The organism is Pseudomonas sp. IPO3749, assembly GCF_013386605.1.
Lineage (GTDB): Bacteria > Pseudomonadota > Gammaproteobacteria > Pseudomonadales > Pseudomonadaceae > Aquipseudomonas > Aquipseudomonas azotoformans_A.
Map to the genome: position 1 here is coordinate 94,698 of NZ_JACARN010000012.1, position 17,229 is coordinate 111,926.

Here is a 17,229-nt window from a genome sequence, read left to right on the forward strand (position 1 = left end):
GGCCGTCTAAGCCTATGCGCGACCGCCCCAGTTATTGGGGTCATAGGCGTTGTAATTCCCTGTATTGTTAGTGCTGTCATTCGCGCTGCCATATTTATCCTTGCCATACTCCTCAACCGCCCTGCCCCCCCAGACCATCGCCCCGCCGACAACCTTCGCCGCTGCGCCACCACTGTTCGCAACTTTCGCTCCAAGCCCCTGCATTGCCGCGCCTGCCACCGTTATCGCTGCCCCCTTTGTCTCATCACTAACATGCATCGCCGTTGAAAAGTGCGAATTGACGTGGTTGCTGATGCCTCGCATAACCGTTTGGCGAAGGTTCGTCAGCCCCATATTTTGCATACGCGGTAAATGCGTGCCGACTTCTTCCTTCGGCGTTTGAGGAATTGCTCCCGGCGCAGCGGATGCGGGCACGGGTACAGGGGGGACAAAAGGAGTGAGTACAGCTGCAAGCGTGTTTGATACGGTCATAGAACATCTCACTTCGTAAGACTACGGTTGGTTTCCTTCATGGGCTACCATGCATGTCCGTGCTCAAACTAAGTGTAAAAATGTTCCAGACCAGTTCCTCGGATAAAGCCCTACGTGCTGTATAGGCCGTTACGCTCTTGCAGCGCCGGCGAATTTGTCGGCACCGACCTCCTGGGCAACCTTACCCCCCACGATCATCGCGGCGCCCAAGACTTTGGACAACGTACCACCGTTGTTGGCCATCTTTTGTCCCGCCTCTTGGGCTGCCATGCCGCCCACTGCAATACCGAACCCTTTGGCGTGCTTGACGTTCATGCCGCTGTTGCGTAGTTCCGTTGAAGGTGCTTGCAGCAGGGTTTGCCCCAAGCTTGTAAGCTTCTGGTTCTGCATACGACCAGACGGGAGTGAGCCCGGCTCTTTATACACTGGCTTGGACGCTCCGGCAGCGTCCGCCGTGGGCGCTCGCTGGGCTGTAATAAGAGAGGTCACTACCGAAGCAAGGGCAGTGGTGACGGCCGGTACAAGAATGGCTGAAGCAATCATAGTGAGTCTCGCTTGATCAGACTGTGGTTAACATCGTCCTGGATAATCTGGAATTTCCCTATGCTGGTTTTGTGGAACAGATCGGTTGTCAGGTTCCCTCACAAACGAAAACTGATACTGCGATAGGCGTCGGGCCCAACCCGCAGGTAGGATGTTTTATCCGCATATGAGGTTGTCATCATGTTCTTCGGCGTCCTACTGATCATCACCTGGCTGGTCCTGCTGCTGCGCTACCCAGCCAAAGCCTTGCCGGTGTCGTTGGCTGCCGCCGTCGGCCTGGGGTTCGTGGCGATCTGGGTGGTCTGGCTGGACAACCGCGAAGCCTCCCAACTGGCCCGCCTGGAGCTGCGCATCATCTACGCCGTCGACGAATGCCCCGCCGACCGCCCGCTCAAGTTGACCTTGAACAACGGCAACGACGTGCCGCTTACCGAACTACGCTGGCGCGTCGCCGCGTATGCGCCGGGCGATACGGTGAACCTCGCGGACAACGTCTATGCTGCCCCACGCTATCGCGGCCCCGGTGAGTTGCAAGCCGGCGCCACCTGGGAAGACTGCCTGCCCACTCCGCCCTTGCGCCCCGGCTACCGCGCGCAAACCCTGGAATTTCGTGCCGAGCACCTGCAAGGCAGTTTCTCGGACTGATTAAGGATCGATCCATGCCCAACGTACTCATCACCGGTTGTTCCAGCGGCATTGGCCGTGCCTTGGCGGATGCCTTCAAAGCAACCGGCTACACCGTCTGGGCCAGCGCCCGCCGCCCGGAGGATGTCGCCGCCCTCGCCGCCGCGGGCTTCAACGCCGTTGAACTGGATGTCAACGACAGCGCTGCCCTGCAACGCCTGGCCGAGCAATTGGGCGAATTGGATGTACTGGTCAACAACGCCGGTTATGGCGCCATGGGTCCGTTGCTCGACGGCGGCACCGAAGCAATGCAACGTCAATTCGAAACCAACGTGTTCTCCATCGTCGGCGTGACCCAGGCGTTGTTCCCGGCCCTGCGCCGCAGCAAGGGATTGGTAGTGAATATTGGCAGTGTTTCCGGTGTGCTGGTAACGCCGTTTGCGGGCGCCTACTGCGCATCGAAAGCGGCCGTGCACGCCTTGAGCGATGCGCTGCGCATGGAACTGGCACCGTTTGGCGTGCAGGTGATGGAGGTGCAGCCAGGGGCCATTGATACGAGCTTCGCCAAAAACGCCGGGGCCCAGGCTGAATTGCTGATCAACGAACAGTCCCCCTGGTGGCCGCTGCGCGACGGCATCCGCGCCCGCTCCCAGGCCTCGCAAGACAACCCTACCCCAGCCCACCGGTTTGCCGCGCAAGTGCTCAAAGGCGTACAGCACCTCGCGCCACCGCGTTTGCTGCGCGCCGGAAATGGCAGCCGAGCGTTACCGTTGATGGCCGCGTTACTGCCCAAAGGTTTATTGGAGCGCGTTTTGAAGAAACGCTTTGGATTGGAACGGAGTTTGTGATGATCGACTACAGCGACTTTTTTGAAGAAGTGATCCAGACGCACGTCGAGATCGAGCAATGGTTTGCCGGGGTTGCACCCGAGGGCACCTTGCAAAACCTGCTCGCCCGTTTCTCCCCGGAATTCAGCATGGTCGCCCCGGCCACTGGCGCTCGGGTCAACGCGGCCGGGGTCAATGCCCTGTTTACACGGTTGGGCGGCATGCGCCCGGGGTTGAAAATAACCTTGAGCGAAATGGCCGGCATTGATCGCCATGCGCGTGGCGCCACGGTGACCTATCGCGAACATCAGGTGGATGCCAGCGGTACACAGACGGACCGCCGTGCCACGGTGGTGTTCGAGAAGCAGGCCAGTGGTGCGTTGCTGTGGCGGCATCTGCATGAAACGTTTATCGCGCAATGACATAGCTATCAGGCCATGTCCTACAAAAAACAGCGAACAGCCTGACATCACTTAAAGGAATCAATCCCCAGGCTCTTTCACCTCTGTCTGCTCACAGGTGAAAGGATGCCTAGGGATTTTCTGCAAAGCGGTGTGCCGCAAGCGCACACCACCACTCGCCAGCGGCTGAACAGCCTGCTGGACCTCCCCAAACTCTATCGAACAATCGACGCCGACCCGGGCATCGTCGGCGCCGGCGTGGTGCATATCGGCAGTGACTACCAAGTGACGGTGCTGCGTGAATTTGTGCCGTTGTGCAGCATCAGGCCCAAACGTGTGATTTTGCGGGAGGTGTCGGGGCCTGTGATGACTGGGGAGGAGTATGCGCAGTTGGCGGCGGGGTCGCCGCGTGAGTCTCAGCTGTGGCGGGAGGCGTCGGGGATGGCTCTATCCTGCGCAGGGGCTGCGATTGGAATCGTGGTGGCAAAGGCAGGCATCGCGACGGCTCCACTCAGTGCAGGTTCCAGCCTGACCGTCTCTTATATTGCCTACACAGCCGCCGCTACCAGTGGTGTGCAATGTGCCAATGGCTTATGGCGAACCTACAAAGAACTCACTAACCCGGCAGAAAACGATTATTACGACAGCCTGAGCTGGTATCAGACAATGACCTTGGCCCTGGACGGCATCTCATTGGTGGGCGCAGGTAGCACGACATTTGTCACGATAAAGACAGTCATGATGGTCAAAAGCACAACGGGCCGCGATCTGACTGACATTTTGAGGCGAATGAGCCGCCAGGAACGCGCAAAGCTGACAAACGAAGTGCTGCGCCTGCAAAACCCTCGTCACCCCCGCGAAATGATCCGTTTAAAGCAGCTGGCCGGAAAACTTCCCAAACGTTTCAGCAATGCCCAGATACGTCAGGACATTCTCATTCAAATTGCCGATCAGTTGGCTGGCGCTTTTGCTGTAGCCGGCAGCGTTCTATCAGGAAACATCAACCACCTCGTCATCGCACTCTATGAGGAGTTCGACAGCCATGAGCACTAAAAACGGCCCGATGCCAGCACCGGGAACATTGAGCAGTTACACCAGGCGTTTTGCTTTCACGGCAGGGACTGCGGTGGCCATGATCTTGGCCAGCAGTTCAGGCAACCTGTCACATAGCCTGTCCTACTACGCCCGAATCAACTACCTGCCCAGCGAATATGCGATAGCGGCGTGCTTTTCATTGATATTGGCAATGTGCATCGGGTTAGCGCTGGTCGCGGCGGGCTTACGTTCAGGGCCTCCTCTACTGGTGGGCGTCGCAACATTGAACGCGTTACTGTCGACTGGCTACTTAGGGAATCATCCCATTACTCTGTTTGCAGTATTTCCGTTGTTTCAATCTCTGGTTTGCCTGCTGATGCTCAACACAAGAAACCACCGCCGATACGTCAGTATGTTGAGGGTCAAACGCCGTCGCAAAGTCAGAACCAAAATGCTCTGGCAATAACCGACCTCAATCTGCTGATAACTCCCGCACGATCACCGTGCAAGTAATCCCCGCCGCCAACAACACCCCTTCCGGCACTTCGTCGATATGAATCCGTACCGGCACCCGCTGGGCCAGGCGCACCCAGTTGAAGGTCGGGTTCACATCGGCAATCAGTTCGCGGCTTTCGGGGTTGTCGCGGTCGTAGATGCCTCGCGAGATGCTTTCCACATGCCCCTTCAAGGTCTCGCCACTCATCAGTTGCATATCGGCTTTATCACCGACCTTGACGTGGGGCAGCTTGGTTTCTTCGAAGAAGCCATAAACCCAGAACGAGTTCATATCCACCACGGCCATCTTGGCTTCGCCGATGCGGGCGTAGTCGCCGCGATGCACATTGAGGTTGGTGACGTAACCATCGACGGCCGCCACCACTCGGGTGCGTTTCAAATTGAGTTCGGCCGCTTCCAGTTGCGCCAGTGCGTGTTGGTAATCGGCCAGCGCCGAGTCGGCGATGTTGCTGGCGTCGTCGCGGTTTTCCTTGGAGATCACCAACGCATCGAGGTCAGCCCGACGGTGAGCATTGACCTTGCGCATTTCCCACGTGGCTTTGCGCGACGCCACCAGCGATTGCGCCTGCTTGACCGCAATGCGGTAGTGCTCGGGGTCGATCTGCATCAGCAGGTCACCCTTTTTCACCAACTGGTTGTCACGCACCGGTACGTCGACCACCTCACCGGTGACGTCGGCGGCGACGTTGATGATATCGGCACGCACACGGCCGTCACGGGTCCACGGGGTTTGCATGTAGTGCACCCACAGCGTGCGGCCAATCCAGATGGCCAAGGCCAATACCAGCAAGGTCGCGAGCAGGCTGAAAAACTTTTTCATCGGGGCATTCTCAACGGTAGACGGTCAGCGCCAGGGCGCCGAACAGGCAAACGAACAGGCTCAGGCGCAGCAACGCCGGGTGCCAGAAAAAACGGTACAGGTCGAAGCCGGCCAGGAAGCGATCAAGCGCCCAGGCCAATACGGCTGCGATCAGGAACATCAGGGTCATGGTCGGCATGTACACGCCGTGGAACGCGATTTCACGGGGCATGCGAGGATCCTTTTAGAGCGGCCAGCGGCGATTGCGGGTCCAGCAGCGAGGTGCGGATAAAGTGCAGGTAGCTTTTCACCCGGCGCAGGGCCGAGGTGTCGAAGTGCGGGGCGAAGGGTTCGTCGGTGGCCTGCACGCGGCTGATCGCATGGTCGACCGCGATCAGGCCACGCTCCAGGTTGCTCGCGCTCGGTTGCAGGAACAGCCGCACCAGCGAGCGGCCCATCACGCGGATCGCCTGGCGCCACGGCTGGGATTCGGCGTACGCCGGATGCACCGGCAGAATCGCCTGTTCCTTGCGCAACTCGATGATCGCGTGGCCGACTTCCAGCACCACGAACATCCAGCGCAGCAGGTCGCGCTGTACTTGCGGCTGGCCGACGGCAAGACCGTAGGCCTGGTGCAGCAAATCGCGAGTGCGGCTTTCGAAACTCGACGCCAGGCCCTTGAGCTTGCCGCTGATCGCGTATACCACTTGCTCGCGCAGGTCCTGCTCCAACCGGCGCCACAGCCAGCGGCTGTTGGGCGGCAGGATGATCGCCCCCGCCGCCGCGCACACCAGCATGCCGATGACCATGGCGATGTAGTCGTTGATGAAGGTGTAGGGGTTGTAGATCGTCAGGTTGTCCGGCACCGAGCCGGTGCTGAAGAAGATCAGCAGCCCCACGCCGACACCCGCGTATTGCGGGCGCGAAGCGAGGAACGCGCCAAAGATGATCACCGGGGCAAGCATCACGCACAGCAGTGGGAAACCGTCGATCCAGGGGAACACGAAGAACATTTCGACAAAGCCCACCAGGGCCCCGATCAAGGTTCCGCACGCCATCTGGAACGCCATGCGTTTCGGGTTCGGCGTGGCGGCGGACAAGCCCACCGTGGCGGCAGCGATCAGGGTCATGGTCGCGCCGCTAGGCCAGGCGGTGGCCACCCAATAGCTGCCCAAGACGATGAGGATGAATGACGCGCGAATCCCCGAGGCGGCGCAGGCCAGCCAGTTGGTCTTGGGTATGAAGGTTTCGTCCCACTGCTCGCGCTCATGGCTGTGGTCAGCCAGGGACGCGTGGGTTTGCGCGTAGTTGTGCAAATCATCTACGAAGCGATAAAGCAGCTCGTAGGCGGTGTGGAAATCCAGCTGTTCGGCTTCACTGGGATTCTCTTCCTGGAAAGCCGCACGCAGGCTGCGGACCTTGGCGGGCAGGCCGTCCTTGTAGGCGCTCAGTTGGTTGACCAAGCGTGCCGCGTCCGGGCTGGTGAGCGCACGGCCGGAGAAGCCATCGAGCAGTTCGGCAAGATCCTGCAGGCCGGGTTTGATGGCCGCGACCACATGGTCCGCCTCATCCGTGCGCAAGCGCTCCAGCAACTGATGCAAGGCATTGAAGCGTGTGGTGATGCTCATGAACTCGCTGTTGAGGCGACTGAGCCGGCCGTTGCGCCGACGCATGTGCGGGTCTTCAAACACCGTGATGCTGCGCAGCCCTTCCAGGCCCACGGCTTCGGCGATAAAACGCACGTTGCTGGCCTCGAAACCCTCACGCTGGCTGCGCCCACGCAGGCCGTCGGTGACGAACAGCGCAAACACGCCGAAGCGCTGGTACAAGGCGTTGCGCATGGCGGCACTGCTGGTTTGCGGCAGGATCGCGGCACTCACCAGGGTGGAACACAGAATCCCCAGGGAGATTTCCAGCACCCGCCACACCGCCGCCATGAAGGCGCCGTCCGGATGCGCCAGGGCCGGCAGCCCGACCATCGCCGCCGTATAACCGGCCAGCACAAAACCATAGGCGCGAAAGTTGCGGTTGCGCGTGGCACCGGCGGTGCAGATGCCCACCCAGATCGCCAAGGCGCCGAGGAACAACTCGGTGTTCTGCGCAAACAAGGCAATCAACAACACCATCACCGCCGACCCCGCCAAGGTGCCAAGAAAGCGATAAAAGCTCTTGGCGAACACCTGGCCGCTTTGCGGTTGCATGACGATAAACACGGTGATCATCGCTGTGCGCGGTTGCGGCAGTTCCAGGCGCATGGCCAGCCACAACGTCAGGAACGCGGCGACCAGTACCTTGAAGATATACACCCAGGTCACGCCGTCGCTGCGTGCCCAGTCGAAAAAGCCACGGCGCCACTCAAGGGCATGCAGCCAGCGCAGCGGTGCAGGCAAGGGAGTCATCGCATCCTACTCAGTGATCAAATACGGCCAGCGCCGCTGGGGTCTTGCTCGGAAGGGTCTTGGCGTCTTGCGGCACATCGTTGCCAGCGCCGAGGCCGCCGCCCAGGGCCGTCACCAGTTCGGCGTGGGCGCTCAGGCGAGCGGCCTGCACCTGTTGCTCGATCTGTTGCTGATGAAACAGCAAGGTCTGCGCATTCAGCACATTCAGGTAATCGGTGAGGCCACGTTGATAGGCGATCATCGCGATGTCGTAGGTCTTCTGCGCCGAGGCCACCGACTGCGCGGCGAAGGCGGCTTGCTTGTCCATCGATTCGCGGCGAATCAACTGGTCGCTGATGCCCTTGAGCGCATTGACCAGGGTCTGGTTGTACTGGGCGACGGCGATGTCATAACCGGCGCTGGCTTCGCCCAGTTCCGCACGCAGGCGGCCACCGTCGAAGATCGGCAAGGTGATCGCAGGTCCCACGTTGTAGTTGAATTTCTTGCCCGCCAGGAATTCCAGCATACCGCCACCGGTGGCCATGTAGCCGAGGCTGCCGACCAGGTCGACGTTGGGGTAGAAACCGGCGTGGGCCACATCGATGCCACGGGCCTGGGCCGCAACTTGCCAGCGGCGGGCAACCACGTCCGGGCGTTGGCCAAGCAATTGCGCGGGCAGGCTCGACGGTAATTTCAACGGTGCGGCCAGGGACAGGCTCGGGCGTTGCAACTGCGCGCCTTCCCCCGGGCCTTTGCCCGCCAGGGCCGCCAGCTGGTTACGGCTCAGGGCGATCTCTTCGTCGAGCGCGTCCAGTTGGCGATGGGTTTCCGGCAACGGGGTTTCGGCCTGGCTGACGTCGAAGTGGGTGCCGATCCCGGCATTCAAGCGCTTGTTGGCCAGGTCGAGGATCTGCTGCTGTTGCGCCAGGGTCGCCGCGACGATATCGCGGTTGGCGTAATGCAACGACAACTGGATATAGGCGCGCACCACGTTGTTCTGCAATTCGAGCTGGGCCTGGCGCGCTTCGGCAACGCTCATGTGCGCCAGGTCGACCGCACGCTCGGTGGCATTGCTTTCGCGGCCCCACAAGTCGAGGGCGTAACTCAGGCCCAGGGACGCATTGTTGTCCCAGGTGTTGGCACCGCTCAGCTCGCCGGGACCATAGAACTGATCCTTCGGCCAGTTGTGGCGCTTGAGGGTGGTGTCGCTGTTGATCTGCAGCGACTCGGCCGACTCGGCAACCCCGGCCATGGCCCGCGCTTCACGCACTCGCGCGGCGGCCATGGCCAGGCTCGGGCTGTGTTGCGTGGCCAGCTCGACCCAGCGATTAAGTTGCGGGTCGCCGTAGGCTTGCCACCATTGCCCGGTGGGCCAGCGGGCGTCCTGGGCGGCGCTCTGGATGGCTTCGTCGGTGGCCAGGTGGTTGGCGTCGAGAGACTGGCCTTGTGGGGCGATTCCTCCGGTTCCGATGCAGCCGCTGATTGCTAACGATAGAGCCCAGACACTGAGAGTCTTAAGCTCTCTGTTGATGCGACGCGGCACGGCAAGCGACTTCCTGAGGTGGTGGTGCGGGGTAGGTGGCGCAATTCTAGGGGGCGGCATGAAGGACGATAAGCGGGTATTCCTGTGAATCTTTGTTACCGTTCAGGCGATAATCCGGGCCGACTCGAAGAATGGGTATATTCATCCCGCCCCAGGCGCATTCCCCTACAGCGAGTTTGATCACCCGCCAGCAGAGTAGCGAGCATTCCCCCCTTCTGGAGTGCCTGAATGTTTTTAGCCGTCAGCACACAACCCGTCGTAGCGTCGAGACCTTCGTCCTCACAAGAAACCGCTGACGCGCTGAGCATACAGCTACATCGTTCGCCTGGGCGCCGTCCCCCCGGTAGTTGCCCCCTGCAACGTGATGCGCGCTGGATCGCCGACCTTGTGCTGGAAAAGCTGACGCCCCTTGCAAGCTTTCATCGTGATCAAGCGGCGATTGAGGCGCTGTACCAAAAACTATCGACCAGCGAGCCAAGCCTGGAGGTGTCAGTCGAGGAGCTATCGGACTACTACGCGTTGTTCAAAAAAGCCGAACACCTGCTTCGCCGACATCGCACGGACGAAACGCCGAACATCGAAGCCGACTACACCCTGTGTCGTGCCCTCAAATGGCAGTTTCGAGCAGCCGTCAGCGATGCCAGACATCAGCGCCTGACACAACAGTTATTGCCGGCACTTGCTTATGTTCGCAACGGCGGCGAACGCAGCAACCACCGTCAAATCGGCTACAACTACGCGTTGGACCCAACACTGCAGAACAGTACCGGGCCCCAACTGACAGTCGACTCTCGTCTGGAAATCACTGCCGACCAGCGCGTCAAAAGCACGCGTGCCATCAGCCTGAAGGCCCAGTTGAAGTCGTCGATCGATGAGCAATTCAAGACCCGCAGTCAACTCGGTATTGGCTATGTGTCGCTTCGCGAGTACGCAAACCTGGAACAGTATGCCGATGCCCGCAGCCATTCTGTGCGCACCTCTCTAAGTGAGAGCATTCGTCGCACCGTAAAACACCTGCCCCATTTACTGCATGACAGCCACAGCCTGCAGAGACACCTCGCCTACTCTGCGCTCAGCCAACCTTATGTCAGGGATGCCCTGTCCAGCGCCGGCCTGACCGATGTTGAATTACCTAGCGTGGAAAATACCTCCCAACCGCTTATCACCGAAAGAGGTATCACCCTAGTTGCGAGTAACAAGGTGACAATGGATGTCTTCGACACCCTAAAGGTCAACACCACCTTTAAGCCAACCCTGCAACACACTCACCGACACAGAACCCTGGATATCCTGGGCCTTTACGAAACAGCTCCTGAGCTTGCAAAACTTCGTCTGGCCTCGCACAAACACTACAACGATGACCCTGTGACACTGTTAACCGACATCAAAAACCATATAGCCACCAGCAGCAAACAATTCACCCAACGGATCTGCACACCCGTGCCAGCATTCAAGTTCTGCACCGCCCGGCACTCAAGAAACAAACAAGCCCAATCATTGTTGGAGCGCTATGTGCTGCTGAAGACACAATCGCGTCTCGATGTGCAACAGGGTAAGGAAATACGTACGCTGATTCAGCACAACCGTGCACACCTGCGACCCGACGCACTCAATGTCCACAAACTCACAGCTCGTGCCAAAACACTAAGTTTCTCTGCCGGAGTAACGGCTTCGTCGCAGACCGAAACAGGCAAAGGCATATCGATTGAAGTCAGCCATCGCACGCTCGACGATCCACACCTGAGCGGTGATTACCTGACAATCGATATCGCGCCTTTAAAGTCCCGGGAAATCGTAAAAAAGATGTTGCGCCAAGTACTCTCTATCATTGGCGAGCAGACGTTCGACTGGGAAACCCTGATCTGTTCAATCAGCGAATCGCTGCTTGATACCGTCAGGCCGTCTGCCACCCAAGTACTGGTCAAAATAAAGCACGGTCAACCGGTGATGTTGTATACCCGGCGCACAGTAGTCAAAAACCGCGACTTGGAGCTACCCGGGCCGTTTGCACAGATCAGTGGAATAGAGGCGCAGTCGTTGCGGGCTCGGCATACCTTGCGCAACGAACAGCTGGGCTGCGAGTCGTTGGATCACGTCTTACCAATCGCCCGCCGCTATCTGGAAAATCCTGATGAACGGCCGGGCTGGGACGATTACGTAGAACAGCACACCGATGATTTTCACACCTTGCTCGATACCCTTGGCGGGCAGGCTCACGCTACGATGCTGACCGCAGAGATTGACGCGCTCAAACGCATCAGCCCGGCACTCACCCGAGCCGCAAACACCCTGATACAACAGGCCCACACCGCCCTTCAAGCCCCTACCCGCGCAAATCGCGCCAACGCGCAGGCGGCATTTAATCAATTACTGACGGAATATATGCCGCACTACGGGGCTAAAGTCCGTGAGGCCTGGACCTTGTCCTGATTTTCCGCCAGCGATGTCCGGGGAGAGCAGCGCCCAGCGGATACACACCTGCGCGCAACTTCATGTCACAATTTGGCATCTCCCCTGAGAACACTCCATGGACACTTTGCAAAACATGCGCGCCTTCAGTTGCGTGGCCGAAGCCGGCAGCTTCACCGCCGCCGCCGTGCAACTGGATACCACCACGGCCAATGTGTCGCGCGCGGTCTCCAACCTTGAGGCCCATCTGCAAACCCGCTTGCTCAACCGCACCACCCGCCGCATCGCGCTGACCGAAGCCGGCAAACGTTATCTGCTGCGCTGCGAGCAGATCCTGGCCTACGTCGAGGAAGCCGAGGCCGAAGCCAGCGACGCCCACGCGCGCCCCGCCGGGCAGTTGAAAGTGCACACCATGACCGGTATCGGCCAGCACTTTGTCATCGATGCGATTGCGCGCTATCGCCGTACTCACCCGGACGTGACCTTCGACCTGACCCTGGCCAACCGTGTGCCTGACCTGCTCGATGAGGGCTACGACGTCTCCATCGTGCTGGCCAGCGAGTTGCCGGACTCGGGTTTTGTCTCCCAGCGCCTGGGCATTACTTACAGCATCGCGTGTGCCTCGCCGGATTACGTCAAGGCCAAAGGTTGCGCGCAGCGCCCACAGGACTTGCTCAACCACGCCTGCCTGCGTCTGGTCAGCCCGGTGATCCAGTTGGATAAATGGACCTTCAACGGCCCTGAAGGCCAGGAAAGCGTGGCGATCAACACCTCGCCGTTCCTGGTGAACTCCGCCGATGCGATGAAAACCGCGATCACCAGCGGCATGGGCGTCGGCCTGTTGCCCGTTTACGCGGCCATCGAAGGCCTGCGCAACGGCACCCTGGTGCGGGTGATGCCCAACTACCGTTCCCAGGAACTGAACCTGTACGCCATCTATCCGTCGCGCCAATACCTGGATGCAAAGATCAAGACTTGGGTGGAATACCTGCGCGGCTCGCTGCCGGAGATCCTGGCGGCACACCAGGCGGAACTGGTGGCGTATGAGTTGAGTGGCAGCCTCAGCGGCGTGCGGATGGCGAACTGACAATCCGCAACAGGAATGTTAGCGTGCTTGGCATTCTTCCGTAGTCGATGAGCCCGCCTGCAATGAAAAAGACTGTCCTCGCCTTCAGCCGCGTCACCCCGGAAATGATCGAACGCCTGCAACAGGATTTCGAGGTGATCGCGCCCAACCCCAAGCTGGGCGACCTCAACGCTCAATTCAATGAAGCCCTGCCCCACGCCCACGGCCTGATCGGCGTGGGCCGCAAGCTGGGGCGCGAACAGTTGCAGGGCGCGAGCAAGCTGGAAGTGGTGTCCAGCGTGTCGGTAGGCTACGACAACTACGATGTGGCGTACTTCAACGAACGCGGGATCATGCTCACCAACACCCCCGACGTGCTCACCGAAAGCACCGCCGACCTGGCCTTCGCCCTGCTCATGAGCAGCGCCCGCCGGGTGGCCGAGCTGGACGCCTGGACCAAGGCCGGCCAGTGGAAAGCCAGCGTCGGCGCGCCGTTGTTCGGTTGCGACGTGCATGGCAAAACGCTGGGCATCGTCGGCATGGGTAACATCGGTGCGGCCGTGGCGCGGCGTGGGCGCCTGGGTTTCAACATGCCGATCCTGTACAGCGGCAACAGCCGCAAGCCAGCACTGGAGCAGGAACTGGGCGCACAGTTTCGCAGCCTGGATCAGTTGCTGGCCGAGGCGGATTTTGTCTGCCTGGTGGTGCCGTTGAGCGACAAGACCCGTCACCTGATCAGCACCCGCGAGCTGGGCTTGATGAAGTCCAGCGCGATCCTGATCAATATCTCCCGTGGCCCGGTCGTCGACGAGCCGGCGCTGATCGAAGCCCTGCAAAACCAGCGTATCCGTGGCGCCGGGCTGGATGTGTATGAGCAGGAGCCGCTGGCCGAGTCGCCGCTGTTCCAACTGAGCAATGCCGTGACCTTGCCGCACATCGGCTCGGCCACCCACGAAACCCGTGAAGCCATGGCCAACCGCGCCCTGGACAACCTGCGCAGCGCCCTGCTGGGCCAACGTCCGCAGGACTTGGTGAACCCGCAGGTGTGGAAGGGCTGACTTTAAGGGCCCATGCCCCTAAAGCATGGGCCTCTCAAGTCGATAACCTTCCATAGATCGTCATCCCTGATCCACAGAAGGTTTTTATGTCCACCACCAAAGCCCGCGCAGACTCACTTTCGCTTCTGCTCTTTACCTTGCGCAGCGGCAAGCTGATGGCGATCAACCTGCTGAAAGTCAGCGAAATCATTCCCTGCCCGCCGCTGACCAAGCTGCCGGAGTCTCACCCCCACGTCAAAGGCATCGCCACCCTGCGCGGTAACTCGCTGGCGGTGATCGACCTGAGCCGCGCCCTCGGCGAAATGCCCCTGGCGGACCCTGATGGCGGCTGCCTGATCGTCACCGACGTAAGCCGCTCCAAACAAGGGTTGCACGTGCAGGCGGTGAGCAAGATCGTGCATTGCCTGACCACCGACATCCGTCCACCGCCCTATGGTTCTGGCGGCAACCGCGCGTTCATCACCGGGGTCACCCAGGTGGAAGGCGGCCTGGTGCAGGTGCTGGATATCGAGAAAGTCATCCACGGCATCGCGCCGGCACCGATCGAAGCGGCGCCGACCGACCTGACCATGGAAGAAGCCGAAGTGCTCGGCAACGCGCGCATCCTGGTGGTGGACGACAGTCAGGTCGCCCTGCAGCAATCGGTGCACACTCTGCGTAACCTCGGCCTCACCTGCCACACCGCGCGCAGTGCCAAGGAAGCCATCGATGTGCTGCTGGAGCTGCAAGGCACGGTCGAGCAAATCAATGTGGTGGTGTCGGACATCGAGATGTCGGAAATGGACGGCTACGCCCTGACCCGCACCCTGCGCGAAACCCCGGATTTCCAACACCTCTACGTACTGCTGCACACCTCCCTGGACAGTGCGATGAACAGCGAAAAAGCCCGGTTGGCCGGCGCCGACGCCGTACTCACCAAATTCTCCTCGCCGGAGCTGACCAAGTGCCTGGTGGTAGCCGCTCAAACGGTGGCGCAAAAAGGCCTGTGAGCGATTATTTCCAACTGCTGCGCCGCGACCTTACTGGCAGCCTGCCCGCCCCGCAATGGCCCGCCGGGGTGCAGCTGGACCACTACCGCGACGACCTGGCGCCAGCGATTCACGCCGTGTTGCGCCTGACCCAGGAACAGGGCGGCGGCCGCGTGCCCAACCTGGAAACCTGGCAGCACCAATTCACCACCGATGCCGAGTTCGATCCCACCCTGTGCCTGGTGGTCAGCAACGACGACGGCATTCTCGGCGTGGCCCAATGCTGGACCAGTGCCTTTATCAAAAACCTCTGCATTCACCCTTGCGCCCAAGGCCAAGGGCTGGGGCGTGCCCTGTTACTGCACAGCTTCCAGGTGTTCAAGCAACGCGGTGAGCCCTATGTAGACCTCAAGGTGCTGGAGAGCAATGGGCGTGCTCGCCAGCTGTATGAAAGCGCGGGGATGAAATTTGTCCTACGCGACGTAGTCGCTCAGGACTGACACGCACTGGCGTGTAACTTGCTTCCAGAGAGCGAATCGGTGAACAGAGGTAAAAACCCGTCACCGTTCTTGCGTGCCCTCTGACCTAGCCTGGTGACAGATCCGCCATGAATACTCAATTTTCCTGCGTCGGTTGCGGCAAATGCTGCTCCGACCACCACGTGCCCCTGACCCTCGAAGAAGCCCGGATGTGGGCGGCGGACGGCGGTAACGTCATCGTTCTGGTGGAAGGTTTCCTATGCAATGGCCTGGGCCTGCCCCAGCAGCAACGCGAACACGCCGAGCGCCGTTCGGTGGTGGTGCCCAGCGGCAATACCGAGGCGTTTGTGGCAATCACCTTTGCCGCCTACAACGCCGGACGCTGCCGGAATCTTGACGACGACAACCGGTGCCGCATCTATGAGCGCCGCCCATTGGTGTGCCGCATCTACCCGATGGAAATCAATCCGCATATCCCGTTGAACCCCGCCGCCAAGGATTGCCCGCCAGAATCCTGGGAACAGGGGCCGGCGCTGATCGTCGGCGGTGAGCTGATGGACCAGGAACTGGCTGAACTGATCCGCCGCTCGCGCCAGGCCGACCGCGACGATGTGCAGACTAAAGAGGCGGTGTGCGCTTTGCTGGGCATTCGCACCACGGCGCTCAAGGGCGATGGATTTACGGCCTATCTGCCAGACATGGGCGCCTTCGCCCAGGCTATCGAGTTGGCGGTGAATCAGCCGTGCGTGGCCAATGAATGGGTGTTCCATGTGTCGGGGCTCGATATCGCCGAACAAGTGCTGGATGCCGGGGCGCAGATTGCCACCGAGGTGCCGGCCAACTATGCGTTTATCCCGTTACGCGCGGCTTAGACCGAGAACGCAAACACCGATCCGGCTCATGCTCCGTGCAATCAACAGTCATCATTGTGGGGCCAATCGATAAGGCGCAAGGATCCGTTGGTATTCGCCATTGTGCTTGAGCTGTTCGAGGGCGCGGTTGAGCTCCGTGCGTAAGGCCGTGTCGGTGTTGCGCAGCGCAATCGCTACGCCATCACCCAACATCTCGGCGGATACGGCGGCGCCCATGAAGTCGAAATCCTCGCCGGCTGCTGTGTCGAGCAACGCGCTGCGCATTTCGACGGTGCCCTGCAAAGTTGCATCGATATCGCCTGCCACCAGACTGCGGATCAATTCGTCGTTGAGCCAGAAGCTTTTGATGATCACCCCTTTTCCGGCCCATAGAGTCCGAACGAAGGCTTCGCGATTACTGCCCAGCAGCACACCGACCCGCTTGCCTTTGAGGGACTTTGTGGTCGGCATCAGCCCTGAGTCTCGGCGTGCCACCAGCCGTGTCGTGAAGGGGTAGAGGATATCGGTGAAACTCACCCAGCGTCGTCGCTTCGGGGTTGGCGCGATCCCCATGATTGCGTCGAATTGGCGGGCCTCAAGGTCTGCGAAGTTCTCCACCAGCACCTGGTCGACCCAGGTACAGCGCACATTCAACTGCTGGCAAAGGGCATTTCCCAATTCGATATTCAGGCCGACCAACTGCCCTTGCGGGTTGCGGCTCTGGAACGGCGGAAATAGAGCGGCGACGGCGAAACGGATTTCACGTCGCGGTTGATCCAGGCCCGCGACGGCATCCACTGCAAGTAACAGGGCAAGCGCTACACACAGGCGTACAAAGGCCACAGGATACGTCCTTTTCCGGAAAGAGCTCCCTCCTGCCCAGCCGGGTAAAAAATCAGGGCTGGGCAGAAACTGTGCAAGCTTTCAAGAAAGGATCGCAGGCCTACAAGCAGAAAGTTCGGCGATCAGCGTAGGCAACGTCCGTGAAACATTGCAGCGAATTATTCTTAACGTTTACCCATGGAGCGGCGAGTGCCCGGCGGTGCCATGCCTGGAGTCTTGGTATGACCGTTCTTGGCGCCGTTCTTGTACCAGGGCTGGACGTTATTCTTGCTCCCCTCCAGCTCACCCGGTTTGAAAGGAAACTTGAACGCCGGGATCTCGGCTTTTTCAACGCCATCGGCGCTGGCCGAATCGACGAGATCGGTCGCTTCAACAGGGGATTGTGTCGGGGATGTCATGAAAGCTCCGGGGCGTGCAG

Annotated in this window: 19 protein-coding genes; 11 read left to right on the forward strand and 8 right to left on the reverse strand. The window is 60.2% G+C overall.

Annotated elements, in window-relative coordinates:
- Nucleotides 1-12: 12 nt before the first annotated feature.
- Together HX812_RS05105 and HX812_RS05110 are read right to left on the reverse strand one after the other, a co-directional pair.
- Complete coding sequence (locus tag HX812_RS05105) at nucleotides 13-471, reverse strand: hypothetical protein (RefSeq protein WP_152514752.1); 459 nt, start codon at nucleotides 469-471, stop codon at nucleotides 13-15.
- Nucleotides 472-600: 129 nt separating this feature from the next.
- Entirely contained in the window at nucleotides 601-1,014 is a 414-nt protein-coding gene (locus HX812_RS05110; RefSeq protein WP_152514751.1) for a hypothetical protein, read from the reverse strand.
- Nucleotides 1,015-1,194: 180 nt separating this feature from the next.
- Between HX812_RS05110 and HX812_RS05115 the strand changes: the two genes are divergently transcribed.
- The 5 genes from HX812_RS05115 (at nucleotide 1,195) to HX812_RS05135 (ending at nucleotide 4,367) form a co-directional block, all read left to right on the forward strand.
- Entirely contained in the window at nucleotides 1,195-1,659 is a 465-nt protein-coding gene (locus tag HX812_RS05115; RefSeq protein ID WP_038849941.1) for a hypothetical protein, read from the forward strand.
- A gap of 14 nt (nucleotides 1,660-1,673) precedes the next feature.
- Complete coding sequence (locus HX812_RS05120; RefSeq protein ID WP_038849939.1) at nucleotides 1,674-2,486, forward strand: SDR family oxidoreductase; 813 nt, start codon at nucleotides 1,674-1,676, stop codon at nucleotides 2,484-2,486.
- Entirely contained in the window at nucleotides 2,486-2,887 is a 402-nt protein-coding gene (locus tag HX812_RS05125; protein ID WP_038849937.1) for a hypothetical protein, read from the forward strand. The genes HX812_RS05120 and HX812_RS05125 overlap by 1 nt, the downstream gene beginning before the upstream one ends.
- Before the next feature lie 105 nt (nucleotides 2,888-2,992).
- A complete protein-coding gene (locus HX812_RS05130) occupies nucleotides 2,993-3,919 on the forward strand; it encodes a hypothetical protein (protein ID WP_050572488.1) in 927 nt (308 codons plus the stop codon).
- Nucleotides 3,909-4,367, forward strand: a complete 459-nt coding sequence (locus HX812_RS05135; RefSeq protein WP_235165492.1) for a hypothetical protein — start codon at nucleotides 3,909-3,911, stop codon at nucleotides 4,365-4,367. The genes HX812_RS05130 and HX812_RS05135 overlap by 11 nt, the downstream gene beginning before the upstream one ends.
- Nucleotides 4,368-4,373: 6 nt before the next feature.
- Here the strand turns inward: HX812_RS05135 and HX812_RS05140 are convergent, their stop codons facing one another.
- The 4 genes from HX812_RS05140 to HX812_RS05155 are packed head-to-tail and all read right to left on the reverse strand — an operon-like array spanning nucleotide 4,374 to nucleotide 9,137.
- Nucleotides 4,374-5,237, reverse strand: a complete 864-nt coding sequence (locus HX812_RS05140; protein WP_038849936.1) for an HlyD family secretion protein — start codon at nucleotides 5,235-5,237, stop codon at nucleotides 4,374-4,376.
- A 10-nt stretch (nucleotides 5,238-5,247) separates the two neighbouring features.
- Nucleotides 5,248-5,448: a DUF1656 domain-containing protein gene (locus HX812_RS05145; protein WP_012722318.1), complete on the reverse strand. Its 201-nt coding sequence runs from the start codon at nucleotides 5,446-5,448 to the stop codon at nucleotides 5,248-5,250.
- Nucleotides 5,438-7,615, reverse strand: a complete 2,178-nt coding sequence (locus tag HX812_RS05150; protein WP_038849935.1) for an FUSC family protein — start codon at nucleotides 7,613-7,615, stop codon at nucleotides 5,438-5,440. Before HX812_RS05150 ends, HX812_RS05145 begins: the two co-directional genes overlap by 11 nt.
- Before the next feature lie 10 nt (nucleotides 7,616-7,625).
- A complete protein-coding gene (locus tag HX812_RS05155; RefSeq protein WP_038849932.1) occupies nucleotides 7,626-9,137 on the reverse strand; it encodes an efflux transporter outer membrane subunit in 1,512 nt (503 codons plus the stop codon).
- A gap of 228 nt (nucleotides 9,138-9,365) precedes the next feature.
- On the opposite strand from HX812_RS05155, the gene HX812_RS05160 reads away from it, so the two are divergent.
- From HX812_RS05160 to HX812_RS05185, 6 genes are all read left to right on the forward strand, one after another.
- On the forward strand, nucleotides 9,366-11,567 hold the full coding sequence (locus HX812_RS05160) for a hypothetical protein (protein WP_038849930.1): 2,202 nt from the start codon (nucleotides 9,366-9,368) through the stop codon (nucleotides 11,565-11,567).
- Between the two features lie 97 nt (nucleotides 11,568-11,664).
- Nucleotides 11,665-12,633, forward strand: coding sequence for a LysR family transcriptional regulator (locus HX812_RS05165; RefSeq protein WP_016974978.1), 969 nt, complete (start codon nucleotides 11,665-11,667; stop codon nucleotides 12,631-12,633).
- A 62-nt stretch (nucleotides 12,634-12,695) separates the two neighbouring features.
- A complete protein-coding gene (locus HX812_RS05170; RefSeq protein ID WP_038849928.1) occupies nucleotides 12,696-13,670 on the forward strand; it encodes a D-glycerate dehydrogenase in 975 nt (324 codons plus the stop codon).
- Nucleotides 13,671-13,756: 86 nt separating this feature from the next.
- Nucleotides 13,757-14,659, forward strand: coding sequence for a chemotaxis protein CheV (locus HX812_RS05175; RefSeq protein WP_016974976.1), 903 nt, complete (start codon nucleotides 13,757-13,759; stop codon nucleotides 14,657-14,659).
- Nucleotides 14,656-15,138, forward strand: a complete 483-nt coding sequence (locus tag HX812_RS05180; RefSeq protein WP_038849927.1) for an N-acetyltransferase — start codon at nucleotides 14,656-14,658, stop codon at nucleotides 15,136-15,138. Before HX812_RS05175 ends, HX812_RS05180 begins: the two co-directional genes overlap by 4 nt.
- 107 nt (nucleotides 15,139-15,245) lie before the next feature.
- Entirely contained in the window at nucleotides 15,246-15,989 is a 744-nt protein-coding gene (locus HX812_RS05185) for a YkgJ family cysteine cluster protein (protein ID WP_038849926.1), read from the forward strand.
- A 51-nt stretch (nucleotides 15,990-16,040) separates the two neighbouring features.
- Here the strand turns inward: HX812_RS05185 and HX812_RS05190 are convergent, their stop codons facing one another.
- Nucleotides 16,041-16,811, reverse strand: coding sequence for a transporter substrate-binding domain-containing protein (locus HX812_RS05190; protein ID WP_038849924.1), 771 nt, complete (start codon nucleotides 16,809-16,811; stop codon nucleotides 16,041-16,043).
- Nucleotides 16,812-16,975: 164 nt separating this feature from the next.
- Nucleotides 16,976-17,209, reverse strand: a complete 234-nt coding sequence (locus HX812_RS05195; RefSeq protein ID WP_038849921.1) for a hypothetical protein — start codon at nucleotides 17,207-17,209, stop codon at nucleotides 16,976-16,978.
- Nucleotides 17,210-17,229: the final 20 nt, after the last annotated feature.